Annotated in this window: 15 protein-coding genes; 1 reads left to right on the top strand and 14 read right to left on the bottom strand. The window is 34.4% G+C overall.

Features of this window, described 5'->3' with window-relative positions:
* The first annotated feature begins 25 nt into the window (after window positions 1-25).
* The gene (locus IGI63_RS09760; protein ID WP_002359215.1) at window positions 26-1,657 is read left to right on the top strand and encodes an ABC-F family ATP-binding cassette domain-containing protein; all 1,632 of its coding nucleotides are present in this window, start codon (window positions 26-28) and stop codon (window positions 1,655-1,657) included.
* 300 nt (window positions 1,658-1,957) lie between these two features.
* On the opposite strand, the gene IGI63_RS09755 is transcribed toward IGI63_RS09760, so the two are convergent.
* The 14 genes from IGI63_RS09755 to rpsF all read right to left on the bottom strand — a co-directional run bounded on the left by IGI63_RS09755 (window position 1,958) and on the right by rpsF (window position 14,861).
* A complete protein-coding gene (locus IGI63_RS09755) occupies window positions 1,958-2,212 on the bottom strand; it encodes a hypothetical protein (RefSeq protein WP_429975998.1) in 255 nt (84 codons plus the stop codon).
* Window positions 2,152-2,439, bottom strand: coding sequence for a HEPN/Toprim-associated domain-containing protein (locus IGI63_RS09750; RefSeq protein WP_429975993.1), 288 nt, complete (start codon window positions 2,437-2,439; stop codon window positions 2,152-2,154). Before IGI63_RS09750 ends, IGI63_RS09755 begins: the two co-directional genes overlap by 61 nt.
* Before the next feature lie 64 nt (window positions 2,440-2,503).
* The gene (locus tag IGI63_RS09745; protein ID WP_429975736.1) at window positions 2,504-2,878 is read right to left on the bottom strand and encodes a HEPN/Toprim-associated domain-containing protein; all 375 of its coding nucleotides are present in this window, start codon (window positions 2,876-2,878) and stop codon (window positions 2,504-2,506) included.
* Between the two features lie 23 nt (window positions 2,879-2,901).
* Window positions 2,902-4,476, bottom strand: a complete 1,575-nt coding sequence (locus tag IGI63_RS09740) for a UvrD-helicase domain-containing protein (RefSeq protein ID WP_429975992.1) — start codon at window positions 4,474-4,476, stop codon at window positions 2,902-2,904.
* Between the two features lie 26 nt (window positions 4,477-4,502).
* Window positions 4,503-4,781, bottom strand: a complete 279-nt coding sequence (locus IGI63_RS09735; RefSeq protein ID WP_429975735.1) for a UvrD-helicase domain-containing protein — start codon at window positions 4,779-4,781, stop codon at window positions 4,503-4,505.
* Window positions 4,782-4,785: 4 nt separating this feature from the next.
* Window positions 4,786-6,684, bottom strand: a complete 1,899-nt coding sequence (locus IGI63_RS09730) for an ATP-dependent nuclease (RefSeq protein WP_174115138.1) — start codon at window positions 6,682-6,684, stop codon at window positions 4,786-4,788.
* Between the two features lie 196 nt (window positions 6,685-6,880).
* Window positions 6,881-7,750 (bottom strand): DegV family protein, encoded by an 870-nt coding sequence (locus IGI63_RS09725; protein WP_429975734.1) that lies wholly within the window; start codon window positions 7,748-7,750, stop codon window positions 6,881-6,883.
* Between the two features lie 124 nt (window positions 7,751-7,874).
* Window positions 7,875-9,167, bottom strand: coding sequence for an adenylosuccinate synthase (locus tag IGI63_RS09720; RefSeq protein ID WP_002359213.1), 1,293 nt, complete (start codon window positions 9,165-9,167; stop codon window positions 7,875-7,877).
* Window positions 9,168-9,403: 236 nt separating this feature from the next.
* Window positions 9,404-10,771, bottom strand: a complete 1,368-nt coding sequence (dnaB, locus tag IGI63_RS09715) for a replicative DNA helicase (RefSeq protein WP_002381331.1) — start codon at window positions 10,769-10,771, stop codon at window positions 9,404-9,406.
* Window positions 10,772-11,043: 272 nt separating this feature from the next.
* The gene (gene rplI, locus IGI63_RS09710; protein ID WP_002356023.1) at window positions 11,044-11,496 is read right to left on the bottom strand and encodes a 50S ribosomal protein L9; all 453 of its coding nucleotides are present in this window, start codon (window positions 11,494-11,496) and stop codon (window positions 11,044-11,046) included.
* Window positions 11,497-11,501: 5 nt separating this feature from the next.
* Complete coding sequence (locus tag IGI63_RS09705; RefSeq protein ID WP_429975733.1) at window positions 11,502-13,526, bottom strand: DHH family phosphoesterase; 2,025 nt, start codon at window positions 13,524-13,526, stop codon at window positions 11,502-11,504.
* Window positions 13,527-13,682: 156 nt separating this feature from the next.
* Window positions 13,683-13,922, bottom strand: a complete 240-nt coding sequence (gene rpsR, locus IGI63_RS09700) for a 30S ribosomal protein S18 (protein WP_002356021.1) — start codon at window positions 13,920-13,922, stop codon at window positions 13,683-13,685.
* A 25-nt stretch (window positions 13,923-13,947) separates the two neighbouring features.
* Window positions 13,948-14,514 carry a single-stranded DNA-binding protein gene (ssb, locus tag IGI63_RS09695; RefSeq protein WP_002364599.1) on the bottom strand — a complete coding sequence of 189 codons (567 nt, stop codon included), beginning with the start codon at window positions 14,512-14,514 and terminating at the stop codon, window positions 13,948-13,950.
* A 44-nt stretch (window positions 14,515-14,558) separates the two neighbouring features.
* Entirely contained in the window at window positions 14,559-14,861 is a 303-nt protein-coding gene (gene rpsF / locus IGI63_RS09690) for a 30S ribosomal protein S6 (protein WP_002356019.1), read from the bottom strand.
* Between the last annotated feature and the right edge of the window lie 24 nt (window positions 14,862-14,885).

Raw genomic sequence — 14,885 nt, 5'->3', positions numbered from 1 at the left:
AATATATTAAAAGCGAGGAAAACAATTGATTACTGTTAATGATGTAAGTTTACAATTTCCAGATCGTAAACTTTTTGAAGAAGTGAATATTAAATTTACTCCTGGCAACTGTTACGGCTTAATCGGCGCAAACGGTGCAGGAAAATCAACGTTTCTTAAAATTTTATCAGGTGAGATTCAACCGACAACTGGCGTGGTTTCAATGGGTCCTAATGAGCGACTAGCAACGCTGAAACAAAATCACTTTGACTACGAAGACTACACTGTTTTAGAAACTGTAATTATGGGACATAAACGTCTTTACGAAGTAATGAAAGAAAAAGATGCTATCTATATGAAAGAAGATTTTTCAGATGAAGATGGGATTCGTGCCGCAGAACTAGAAGGCGAATTTGCTGAACTTGACGGTTGGGAAGCAGAACCTGAGGCAGCTGTTTTACTCCAAGGGCTAAACATTCCAGAAGAATTACATGATCAAAAAATGAGCGAATTAACAGCTGGTCAAAAAGTCAAAGTATTATTAGCTCAATCTCTTTTTGGTAAACCAGATGTCTTACTATTAGACGAGCCGACAAATGGTTTAGACACCCGCTCAATCAATTGGTTAGAAGAATTTTTAATCAACTTTGAAAATACCGTTATCGTGGTTTCCCATGACCGTCATTTCCTAAACAAAGTCTGCACTCATATGGCAGATTTAGACTTTAGTAAAATCAAACTTTACGTTGGTAACTATGATTTCTGGTTGGAATCAAGCCAACTAGCGACAAAATTGCAAGCACAATCTAATGCCAAAAAAGAAGAACAAATCAAAGAATTACAAGACTTTATCGCTCGTTTTAGCGCCAATGCCTCAAAATCAAAACAAGCAACGTCTCGTAAAAAAATGTTAGATAAAATTACCTTAGATGACATTCAACCTTCCTCTCGTCGTTATCCATTCGTTGGTTTTACACCAGAACGTGAAATCGGCAATGACTTATTACAAGTTGAAAATGTCTCTGTAACGATTGATGGCAAAAAAATCTTAGATAATATCTCGTTCAACTTAACAAAAGATGATAAAGTGGCATTCATCGCTGACTCAGATATTACAACGACTACGTTATTCAAAGTGATTATGGGCGAAATTACTCCCGATACAGGTTCTGTTCGTTGGGGCGTTACAACTAGCCAAGCTTATTTACCAAAAGACAACAGCAAAGACTTTGAAGAGCCATTAACCATTTTAGATTGGTTACGTCAATTTGCTGGTAAAGAAGAAGATGACAATACGTTCTTACGTAGTTTCTTAGGTCGGATGTTATTCTCTGGTGAAGAGGTACTAAAACCAGTCAATGTTCTTTCCGGAGGCGAAAAAGTGCGTGTCATGCTTTCAAAATTAATGCTTTCCAAAGCCAATGTCTTAGTTTTAGATGATCCAACGAACCACTTAGACTTAGAATCAATCACTGCATTAAATGATGGGTTGATGGCTTTCACTGGTTCAATTCTTTTTGCTTCACATGACCACCAATTTATCCAAACATTAGCGAACCGAATTATTGCTGTTTCTGATAAAGGGGTCATTGATCGGGCAGAAACAACCTATGATGAATTCTTGGAAAACCCAGAAATTCAAAAACAAATGGACGTTTTATTCAGTTCAGATTATTAAAAAAATAGAGAAGTCATTAAAAGCTAGGGTTCCATAAAACACTATTTAATAAGAACACTATTTTAATAGAAGAACTTGAGAAACTCTACGGCTAAACTTACAGGACTTGTTTAAAAAGCAAGTCCTGTTTTTCTTTTTATTAAACATAGCCTGATATAATAAGATTAAACGAAAGTGTTAACTTTCATAAGGACAAATAAAAATACTGAATAAGATGGACTCGCCCATACTAAAAAAAGACTTTCTCTTTCGAAAGTCTTTTTTAGACTATTTAAGATATAATTTAAATTTAGTACAAAATCATATCCTACTTATGATTTCAAGCATTTTAGTTATTGAAAAATTTAATTCGTCATCGGAAAAACTATTATTAATATTTTCAGGATGATGAATCACATTTCTTATATAAACCGGAAGAGTTACCAATACATTATGTGTGGTTCCATTCTTTAATAATTTCAAGTAATGTTTGTTTCTGACAAGCCCCTCATTAACTAGCCAATCATCAAACTCTTTTTCGTAATAATATTTACTGTTTTTTCCAATAGCATACAATTGTAATTCTCCATATAGTTTATTATGATTGATAATAAAGTCTTTTTATCAAATTCCTCAATATCTTGATAAGATGCCCAGCCACTTTCAATAATATCTATATATTGCCACTCAAGATTATACTTCAAATTTTCACTATTTTCACAAAATAATCTTAATAAAATATACGGATCTAGCGATTCAATTAAGAAATCATCTAAGCTATAATAATGATTATAATCTTCCATTTTATTTGAAATATTCAATTTCTTAAATTTATTATTACGCTCAATTATGAAACATAAATATTCCCTAAAAACCATTTAAATCATCATTTAAACTAAATATATAGTCATCAGAAACTAAGTTTAAGTCAATGCTATTTACTATATCCAGCAAGAGTTCAAACGGTAATGTTAAATCATTAACCCTATTCCAGCTAGTCAATTGATTCTTGTATCTTTTTTTTGTTTCAGCAAATGAATAGCCCAAGTTATCTAACCTGAACTTTACTTTAGCTAAGTTAGCTGAATAGCCTTCTTTGTTTTCTATTATATTGTTTGCATATTCGTACTGAATTTTCTTTTTACTATTCGGTGGAAATAACCAAGAATGTTTCTGGAAATGATTATTTTTCCCCAAATCAATACAAGTTTTATTAACCATTAATTGTATATAGGTACCCATATCATGCTCCTTAAAGATTTTTCTTATTTGATATTAGGATTAGAACATTTGTAAATTGTCCAATCATTGAAGGCCTGTTCGCTTTTTTCATAAGTACTTGATTGAATGGCTAAGCATAATAGTTTTGAAGGCCTACTAAAACCAACATAAACAACCTTACGACTTTTTTCGTGTAGCAAGCTACTATTCTTTTTTAGTTTCTTGTTGTTTAACAATGGCAACACACGTTTGATATCCGAAGAGTTACTTGTTTCTGTTTCAAGATATAAAGTGGCTAAGTGAGTCTCTCCTTTAGTTTTATATATTGTCTCAAAGATTATTTTCAAGTCATCTTCAACGTAATCAACGCTTTCATTATTTTTTTCTGCTTTACCAGAGGTTAGATACTTTTGAACAGTTTCATATTGAAACTCATTTTCATCCAATACCTTTTTTATATGATCAATGATTAGTTTATAAAGAATAGTGTTATTAAAATCTATATTAGTTAATGTTAATAGAAAATCTTTGTAGCCTTCTGTCTGATCTAATAAATATTGTTTAATGCTAGATTCTGAATACAATCCACCGGTATTGGTTCTCTTGCCACACAAAATAAATATTTTTTTGAAAATGCTTATCATTGAACTATGAACACTTGCTAAATTACCATTAAGTAATGCTTCCTTAATTGATTCTATACAAGTTGGAAAACTATCTGAGTTAGTATCATTACCAGTTTTTAACTTATATTTTTTCCAATAATCAGAAATAGTCAATCCAGTACTATTTTTTATCATTCCAATAGCTTTGATAGGGTAAGAAGAGGAAGAACATAGTATTTCATTTTCCTTAATAATTTTAGCAAACGTTGGAACTACCTCATCAATACAACTATCATCAAATACAATTAAACACGGATTTATAGAGCTATCTGTGACTAATGAATCTATTTTTTCATGATTTGTACGTAACTTAACTACCTCATTAGCAATAGCTTGATGGTATCTATTTGAACCTCTCATATGCAAAGCATTGGTGTCAGCAACCCAGATTGAACTTTGCTTATTTTGGCTACAAAAAATTGCTTGATCCATGTCACCAATTTTTTGTACCGTAATATTAGAACTGTTAAAAATTGTATCCAATACATTTCTTTGTACTTCATCACAATCTTGATATTCGTCAATAAAAACATAAGAAAAACGCTTAGAAAGTATATTATTTAATTCCTCTCCAAAATGTTTAGAAGCAAGATTTGCAAAAAGGTAAGTATCATTGAAATTAGTTATTCCTTTTGTCAATAAAAATTTCTTTAAATTAGCAAATTGTTTCGCACTTTCACTATCTTTATTCGTAATTATTTTTTCTTTGTAGAGCAGATTTTTATCTGAATCAGATTTCAGATCTTTTACATAGTCAACTGGACTTGAGATATGTTGAAGGTTTTCAGCTTTTTTATTAATGAATGAGTAGAAGATACCAAAACTAGGATAATTAGCTTTGGCAGTTTCCCAAAGAATATTTGAATAACTTTCTTGGTCCAATATAGAAATTTGTTCAGAAGTAAATCGTGTGAGATATGGAAAAACTACAAATTTATCAATAAAAGATTGAATTGTTCCTATGAAATTTGGATATGAATTTAGTTCGCCAATTTTTTGTCAAATTTATCTTGTATTTCATTTATTGCCACATTTGTATGTGAAAGCACACACACGCCAGAATTATGTTTTAAGGGGTAATGGTTGGTAACGCTCAATAATTTGGCTAAAAGTAAGGTAGTTTTACCGCTTCCTGGACATGCAATTATTTCTGTAGAATCTAAACATTTTATTAATTTTATTTGTTCTTCAGTGAAATTACAGCCAGAAGGCAAAAGTAGCTCTTCACAAATTTGAATATCGTCATCTGTAATGTTCATGAATCTAATCTTTACCTGCTGAGTAATCAATTGCTTTTACTATATAACCTATATATTTATCTTTTCGCAATTTCTTAGCAAGCTCCTCCTTTTTCTGAGTATCGATTTTCTTTTGAGATAAATTAAGATCAAACATTTCTTCTTTTTTTGTGGTTGTGGTAACGATTTGATATTCTAACAGACTTGCTAAACATTGTGCAGTTATTGCTTTTGAAATGTTTTTTTCTAACAAAGTATTATTATATATTTCGTATGCTATACGATAATCGCTCCAACCTTTACTAGTCCAAGAAGATAAATTTTCCTTTACAATATTGTCTACTTCTTCTATTTTTTTAGCCGTTAAAGCATATTTGTTACTATTTGCAATTTTTTCAGCATACAAAATTGATTTATACAACTCCTCTTTTAGACAACTTAACGCAAGAGAAAATTCTAATGTCCAATGTGGTGAAATAAAAGTCTTTACCGTACCCTCTGAATAATTTGAAGTAATTTCAGAATTCTTTTGTTGTGTTAATTCAAGTTTAATATCTAATTCTTTCTTTTCTTGGTCCCATTTAGGTTTAATGTCTACATCAGTAATAATAGATACAGGCATCAGTATCTCTGGCTGTTTCTTCTGTAAAAATATTTTTGAATAACGTAAAAATGCTATACTGCCAACATTTACTAAGCTTACTCCATATTGTGATAAGTTGGAATCTATTATTTTAGCGATTGTTGGTAGAAGTAAGTTTTCCGCATCACCTTCCACCATGATTACACCTTGAGAAAAAAACATATTTGCTTTAGAAGATTCTAAGAATCTTTGCAAAAAGAGATAGTCCCCTTTGTCTAATTTCGTATTCTCGGGCGCTAAAGAATATACTTTTGAATTTTTACATATCAAAGCATTTTTTATATTAATTTCGGATGATAATGTGGTGCTGTGTGTAGATAAAATAAATTGAATACCTGAGTCGTCGAACTCATTTTGTATATATTCAATTAATCGTAGTTGTGCTTGTGGATGTAAGTGGGATTCTATTTCTTCAATTAAAGCTAGCTTTATTCCTTCGTCATCATATTGCCCAAGTAAAAGTAATTCAGCTGCTATAAAAAGTAAGTTTTGAACTCCTAAACCTGGTTTTATTTCAGAAAGATTGAGAGATAGACTCTCTAATATAGATTTTAATTGAAGGTTTGATGTTACAAAGCTAGGTTCTATTCTAGACTGTTTCTCTAAAAAAGCGGCAACATTACTTTTTAGGGTTTGTAAAACCACATCATCATCATTTATAAAATACTGATCAATTTCTTTATTCGCTTTTTTTATTATCTCAACTAGTTTATGATTTTCTTTTTCTTGAAATGATTTATGGTTATATAAAATTTGAGACAGTCTGGAGCCTTTTCTTGAAGCCATTTCTCTTTCAGCATCTCTAAGCGGTTTCAAATAAGTACATTTCAATAACTCACGGGCTTTTCCGTCCATTTTATTTCCATCACCAATCATCCCGGCACGCAAATCGGTGAATATTCTATTTTTTTCTTTCCAAGCTTTAAATGTTAGTTTCAAGTTATATATAGTTTTGCCAGCATCATTTTTTTCGAATTGAAGCCATTCAATAAAATTCTTCGCTTCCTCAACAGAAAAATCTGATAAAATACATTCAATTTTAATTATTTCTGAACTATTACCAGCCGAGTCTAAATAAAAATCGTCTTCTGTAATACGTATGTACTCATTACTCTGTGTCTGTAACACAATTTTTATAGCATCGATAATTGTACTTTTTCCTGAATCATTTTCTCCAATCAATACATTTACACCATTATGAAATTGAACCTCTAACCCTGGTGAATCATCTTTACTAGAAAATTGTCTAAAATTCCATATTTTTAATTGTTTCAATATCATACTGATCAATCCCGTCTTTTTAGTATACAATAACTATATTATACTATATGAATAAGAAAATAAGAGGTATAAATATTAGTACAAATGAACCTACGACAGTTACCAGTTAAACACTATTTAATAAAAACTATATTAAGATAGGATAACTTGAAAAACCTACGGCTAAAAACCAGGACACACAAAAGCGAATAACCTTTTATTTTCTTTTTTCACCAAAAGAAAACACAGCAATACAACCTATTCCAGTATGACTAGTAATGGTGGGTCCTAGAGGATAAATCAGTATCTCATTAACCTCTATTTCTTTTTCAATTAATTCTTTGACTTTTTCCGCGTCATCTTTCGTTCCCGCATATGCAATCAACAGTGTTTGTTTCATTGGCTCTACAATGCCTTGAATCGTTTCTTGCGCAATCTTTTGCAAGGACTTGTTTCGTCCACGAGTTTTACCAACGGATGCTAGTTTGCCTGCCGCATCCACGCGAATAATTGGTTTAATGTTCATTAAGCCACCAAGTGCAGCCGCTGTTTTAGAAATCCGTCCGCCACGTTCTAAATGTTTTAAATCATCTACCGTTACCCACGAATGAAGTTTCATTTTTTGCTCTTCAAGATAGGCAACAACTTCTCCTAATGAATGACCATCTATTTGTAATCGAATGGCTTCTCGGACTAACATCCCTTGACCTAAGCTAGCTGCTTTTGTGTCAATAATATGAATTTCTACATTATCATACTCTTCTTTTAACATCTCTACTGATTGCAACGCACTTTGATAAGAGCCACTTAACCCAGATGAAAAAGCTAAATAAATCACCGGTAACCCTTGCTCCACAAAAGGACGGAAAAATTCATTGTAGCGTCCTACATTAACTTGAGAGGTAGTGGGCATACTTCCATTTTTAATAGCCGTTAAGAAGTTCTGATAATCAAACGTTTCACCTAAATCATCGCGATATTCTTTCCCGTCAATTTGAATATTCATGCTAATAAAAGGTACTTGGTTTTCTTTTAAGTATGTATACGGCAAGTCACAACAAGAATCTGTCACTAATTGATAATTCACGGACAATTGCCCCCTTCATGTTTTCTTTTATTTTACCATAGTTTTTCATTTTTATATAAAATTAAAAAAGAACGTAAAGGCTGAACTGGCATAAGCCATCCTTTACGTTCCCTTAAAAATCTGCTTAAATTTGTGCCCAAACGCTTTCTAAAACGTTCGTTTGGTTACGGTCTGGACCTACAGAGAATGTTGAAATGCGCACACCAACTAATTCTGAAATCCGATGCACATAGTTACGAGCATTAGCTGGTAAATCAGCTAAAGTTTTGCAACCAGTGATATCTTCAGACCAACCTGGTAATTCTTCATAAACTGGTTTACAGCGGCTTAATTCTTTCAAGCTTGCTGGATAATGATAAATTAATTCACCATCAAGTTCATAAGCTGTACAAATTTTCACCGTTTCTAAACCACTTAACACGTCAATCGAGTTTAATGACAAGTTCGTAATCCCTGATACACGTTTTGAATGACGCATAACTACTGAATCAAACCAACCGACACGACGCGGACGTCCTGTTGTTGTTCCGTATTCTTTACCGACACGACGAATGGTTTCTCCTGTTTCATCAAATAATTCTGTTGGGAATGGGCCGTCACCGACACGTGAAGTGTACGCTTTGCAGACACCAACCACTTTATTAATTTTTGATGGACCAACGCCACTACCGATAGTTACGCCACCAGCTACTGGATTAGAGGAAGTAACAAATGGATAGGTTCCTTGATCGATATCCAACATGACACCTTGTGCCCCTTCAAATAAAACCCGTTTTCCAGCATCTAATGCATCGTTTAAAATAACCGAAGTATCTGTAACATATTGTTTAATTTGTTGTCCGTATTCATAGTATTCTTCAAAAATATCATCAAATTCAATGGCTTCGCTATCAAACATTTTAACGAATTGACGATTTTTTTCTTCTAAGTTGATTTGCAAACGTTCCGCAAAAATTTCTTTATCCAATAAATCAGCGATACGGATTCCCACCCGTGCTGCTTTATCCATGTAGGCTGGGCCAATTCCTTTAATCGTTGTCCCAATCTTGTTTTCACCTTTCGCATCTTCTTGCAATTGATCCAATTTAATATGATACGGCAAGATGACATGGGCACGATCTGAAATACGTAAATTATCAGTGGCAACATTATTTTCTTTTAAATAAGCTAATTCTTTTACTAAAGATTTTGGATTCACAACTACGCCGTTACCAATTACACTAATTTTTTCTTTATAGAAAATCCCTGAAGGAATTAAATGTAATTTATACGTTACGCCGTCGAATTTAATGGTATGTCCGGCGTTATCTCCGCCTTGGTAACGAGCGATCACTTCTGCGTTTTCACTTAGAAAGTCTGTAATTTTTCCTTTACCTTCGTCGCCCCATTGCGTTCCAACAACTACTACTGATGACATTCGAACACCTCGTTCATAATTTTTTTGTCCTGAATCATTGTACCAGTAAAACCAGTCCCTTTCAAGGGTAAAAATCGAATATTCTTTCACAATCAAAAGCGTTTCTGTCAAAAATACGAACATTTTTAGCTATGTTTTTGTAAAATAATAAAATATACGAATATTGTTCGTGTTTTACTCTCTGATTTTAATCCCTTAATAAGCAAAAAAACGAACTCAAAAAATGAGTTCGTTTTTTAAAATTCTGTCCTCGGCGAAAGCGAAGAAAATTTATTATATTCTTTAATGAAAAGTAATTCGACCGTTCCACGCGCACCACTACGGTTTTTCTCAATGATGACTTCTACAACATTGTCAACTTCTGGTGGCTCATGATCGCCGTCTTCTCCTTCACCACGATCATAGTAATCATCACGATAAAGAAAGGCAACGATATCGGCATCTTGCTCAATGGAACCTGACTCACGAATATCACTTAACACAGGACGTTTATCTTGACGTTGTTCCACGCCACGAGAAAGCTGTGACAAAGCGATAACCGGGACTTTTAATTCTTTCGCTAATTTTTTTAATTGACGTGAAATATCAGAAACCTCCTGTTGGCGGTTCTCTTTTCCAGTTCCTTCAATCAATTGTAGGTAGTCGATCAAAATTAGACCTAAGTTGCCTTTTTCTTGTGCTAATTTACGGCATTTCGCACGAATTTCGGTAATTTTAATCCCTGGTGTGTCATCAATATAGATATTCGCACGGGACAAACTACCCATCGCAATAATTAAGTTTTGCCATTCTTCTTCAGATAATTGCCCTGTTCTTAAATGGCTGGCCTCAATGGATCCTTCTGCACAAAGCATCCGGTTCACTAATGATTCTGCCCCCATTTCTAAACTAAAAATAGCGACAGCTTTATCTGTTTTGGTGCCGACATTTTGGGCAATATTTAATGCAAAAGCGGTTTTCCCTACCGCTGGACGGGCCGCTAAAATAATTAGCTCTTCCGCTTGCAAGCCGGCAGTCATTTTATCCAATGCTTGATAGCCTGTAGGTAAACCAGTAATCTCTTCATCATTTTGGTATAATTGGTCAATATTCGCAATAGTTGTATTTAGAACATCTGAAATTGATAAAAAGCCACTACGATTCCGCTTTTCGGAGACTTCTAAAATGCTTCGTTCTGCATCATCCAAAATAGATTCAACATCTTCACCTTGCTCAAAGCCTTTAGTTACAATCTCTGTAGCGGTTTGGATTAAGTTGCGCAGCAACGATTTTTGTTCAACAATTTTTGCATAATAAATGACATTGGCAGCTGTCGGTACAGCTAAAGCTAAATCTGACAGATAACTTAGTCCACCAACATCTTCTAACAAATTCTCTTGTTCTAGGCGATCTTTGATTGTTACCACATCAATCGCTTCATTTCGGTCGCTTAAGGTCATCATCGTTTGGAAAATCAACTGATGACTACGACGATAGAAATCTTTAGGTTCCACATATTCCATCGCTTCTATTAGCACATCTGCATCTAAGAAAATAGAACCTAAAACGGCTTGTTCCGCTTCAATATTTTGTGGCGGTACCCTATCTTGCAATAATTCATTCATTTTGTTCTCTCCCACGATGTCTTACTTTCTGGTTCATTTAGTCTATCCATTTTAACACAATTTCATTAAAAAAAGTACATTTTTTCTCTGCTGATTTCTTTATTTTTAGTTCACTTTCCAATTTTAAAAAATATACAAATAATAAAAATATAATACTTTTGTTAATTTAAAGTGTTGTTTATTTGATTTTTAAATATTATAAAAATAATTCGAGTAATTTATTAGGCATAAAAAAGAAGCCGGAGAAATCGGCTTCTTTTTTATCGATTGTATTATTCCGCTACGACATGAACCTTAATTTTCGCTGTAACTTCATGATGTAGTTTGACTGGTACGTTAGTGTAACCTAGAGAACGAATTGGGTTGGCTAATTCGATTTTGCGTTTATCCAATTTTACATTGTATTGTTTGTTTAAGGCTTCTGCAATTTGTTTTGAAGGAATTGAGCCAAATAAACGGCTGTCTTCTCCAGCTTTTGCCTTGATCTCTACAACAGTCTTTTCATCTTCTAAAAAGGCTTGCATTTCTTTTGCTTGTGCTAAAACTTCTGCTTCATGTTTTTCTTGGGCTTTCTTTTGACCCGCTAACGCACTCATGCTCCCTTTATTGGCTTCTTTCGCATAACCATTTTTAATTAAAAAGTTTTGGGCGTAACCAGTTGGCACTTCTTTTACGTCCCCTTTTTTTCCTTTTCCTTTAACGTCTTGTAAAAAAATGACTTTCATTTCCTTCACTCCTGTTCATACATTTCATTAATATTTTGACGAATTACATCAAGTAGTTGCTCTTTTACTTCTGCTACTGTTACGTTTGATAATTGTACTGCCGCATTAGTAAAGTGACCGCCACCACCTAAATTTTCCATAATAATTTGGACATTAATTGAACCATTACTCCGAGCACTAATGCCAATCTGTTGATCCGTCCGCCTGGTAATGACAAATGCTGCATTAATCCCTGCCATAGAAAGTAATGTGTCCGCTGTTTTGGCAGCTGTGACACTATCATATTCTTTGTCTTCACTCCCTGCAACAACGACGGTATCTTTTGTGACATATTCGCTTTTAGAGATTAAATTGTTCATTTCCAGATAGCTTGTAAGATCAGAACTTAATAGATATTGTACTAAAGATGAGTCTGCTCCACAAGTTCGTAAATAACTAGCCACATCAAATGTTCGCGCCGTCGTTCGTGTATTGAAACTTTTCGTATCAACCACAATTCCCGCCAACATCATGGTTGCTTCAAAGGCCTGCAGTTTATTTGCGCTATTACTTTGGTATTCGATCAATTCTGTGACTAATTCTGAAGCAGAAGAGGCAGAAGATTCAATATAAGAAAGCAAGGGTTTTGCTGGAAATTCGTCTCCTCGTCGATGGTGATCAATGATTACCACTTTATCAAAACGCTCATAGAGCTCTTGTGAGATCGATAGAGACGGTTTATGGTAGTCTACCATAACTAATAAGCTACTTTCTTTCTTGCGCTTCATGGCCTCTTTAGGACTAATAATGCTCTCTTCTAATTCTGGGTACTCTTTAATCGCCTCTAACACTCTTTTGACATCGGGAATGATTTCATTTTCATCTAAAACAATCCACGCTTTTCGATTATTAAACGAGGCTAAACGAGCAACACCAAATGCTGAACCTAACGCATCCATATCTGGATAACGATGGCCCATAATATAGATGTCAGCAGATTCCGCAATAATTCCCTTAATTGCCATGCTCATTGCGCGAGAACGTACTTGGGAACGTTTCGTCGTTACTGCCGTTTTTCCACCAAAAAATAACGGCTTCGCTTCATCTTTGGCTTCTTTTACAACCACTTGATCACCACCACGTACTAAAGCTGTATCTAGGTTCGTTTGAGCCGTGGTCCCGGTTTGACCTAAGGTTGGCCCCCCATAAGCAATCCCCATACTTAACGTAATGGCTACTTCATGGTTAGCTGATTCCTTACGGATCGTATCCAAAATAGAAAATTTTTCGTCCATCATTTTTTGAATATCTTCCCATTGGGCAATGAAAAAATAACGTTCTGCGTTGATTCGCTTATAAAAAACTTTGTATTGGTCCATCCAATCAGAAACCATCGTCGTAATGAAACTATTCAAATAAGAAATTTCTTTCTCATCCATTGTATCGGTGACATCATCATAATTATCGACAGACACAATGCCAATAGCCGTTTGCATTTCGACTTTTTCTTGATACAAATTACTTTCTTTAGTGATATCTTCAAAAGTAATTGTATGCTGTTCTTTATTGACGCTAAAGCGATAGGTATTTTCGTCAATCGTAAAAATATCTTGGTTTCGTTCTGCTAATTCTAAATAAGACGTAACTTGGCTAGCGGTTAACGTTAGCTTATTGTCTTTATTAAAAATAGAAGCAGCATAAGGATTAAGCCATTCTACCGCGCGTGTTTCCCCGTTATACGTAATAATCCCCACAGGTACTTCATTCACAACATAATCCAACGATTGTTCAGCAATGGAACTTGCTTCTTGAATCTTTTCTACGTTCGTAATTTCTACATCTCTAATCAACAGCCGAATAACCACTAAGAGAAAGATATCTAATGCGATAATTACCGCCAATAGCAGCCATTTATTTGTTAGTAAGAAATAGAGGAGAAATTCTACTAAGAGAAGACCCACAACAATTAAGAAACCGTTTTTTTGAATTCTCTTCTTTTGCATTTTTTTGCCTCCAATCTTTCTGCAGACCTTTGAGGCGACTTGTTCCAACGAGCGTATTGCTCTGGTGATTCACTAGTTATTTCATCCCTTATTTTATCACAAAACACTTCATTCTGCGAACCTTGTTATGTTTCACGTGAAACACTAGTCAAGATAAAAAAGAACCAAAGAGCAAGCTCTTTGGTTCTGGAAATTGTCATAAAATTATTGTTCGTCACTAACGAATGGTAATAATCCCATGATACGTGCGCGTTTAATAGCAATCGTTAATTTACGTTGGTTTTTAGCGCCAGTACCTGTAACACGACGTGGTAAAATTTTGCCACGTTCTGAAATGAATCGTTTTAACAATTCAGTATCTTTATAATCGATGTATTCGATGTGGTTTGCTGCGATGTAGTCGACTTTCCGACGTTTACGTCCGCCTCTTCTTTGTTGTGCCATTCTTGTTCCCTCCTATCAAATTCGTTTAGAATGGTAAATCATCATCTGAAATGTCGATAGATGAACCTGAGCCACCAAATGGATCAGAATCTTTATCGAAATCAGGCATACCGTTATTGTTTTGCGACTGAGAAGATGATGGATTGAAACTATTGTTGTTGTTATTAAATCCAGAACCGGCATTGTTATTACCAAAGCTACGATTTTGTGATTGATAACCATTTTCGTTGTTATTAAAGCTACCGCCGCCAGTTCCTCTTTGTTCTGAAGCAGAACGAGATTCTAACAATTGGAAGTTTTCACAAACCACTTCAGTTACGTAGACACGTTGACCTTGTTGGTTCTCGTAGTTACGAGTTTGAATTCTTCCGACAACACCTAATAATGTACCTTTACGGGCATAATTAGCCATTGTTTCTGCGGGTTTACGCCAAATCACACAGTTGATAAAGTCTGCTTCACGGTCACCATTTTGATTCGTAAAGTTACGGTTTACAGCAAGTGTAAAGGTCGCAACAGCTGAACCACTAGCGGTGTAACGTAAGTCAGGATCTTTTGTCAATCTTCCGACTAATACAACGTTATTAATCATTCAAAACATCTCCTTTCGTCAATAAATGTTTCATGTGAAACAAATTATGCTTCTACCTTCACGATCATATGACGGATAATATCGTCATTGATTTTTGCTAAACGATCAAACTCGTTGATTGCGCCAGCTGTTGATGGAGAAGTAACATTAACGATATGATAGATGCCTTCACGGAATCCGTTCATTTCATATGCTAAGCGGCGTTTTTCCCAATCTTTAGATTCGATAACTTCTGCTCCGTTATCTTTTAAGATTGTGTCGAAACGTTCTACTAAAGCAGTTTTTGCTTCTTCATCAATGTTCGGACGAATAATGTACATGATTTCGTACTTCGTATCTTGACTCATTGATTTTCACCTCCCTATGGACTT

Origin of the sequence: Enterococcus sp. DIV0086, assembly GCF_050498705.1 — a bacterium.
GTDB classification, from domain to species: Bacteria; Bacillota; Bacilli; order Lactobacillales; family Enterococcaceae; genus Enterococcus; species Enterococcus faecalis.
The sequence above is the reverse complement of the archived record's forward strand: the minus strand, read 5'-3'. Positions and strand labels throughout refer to the sequence as shown.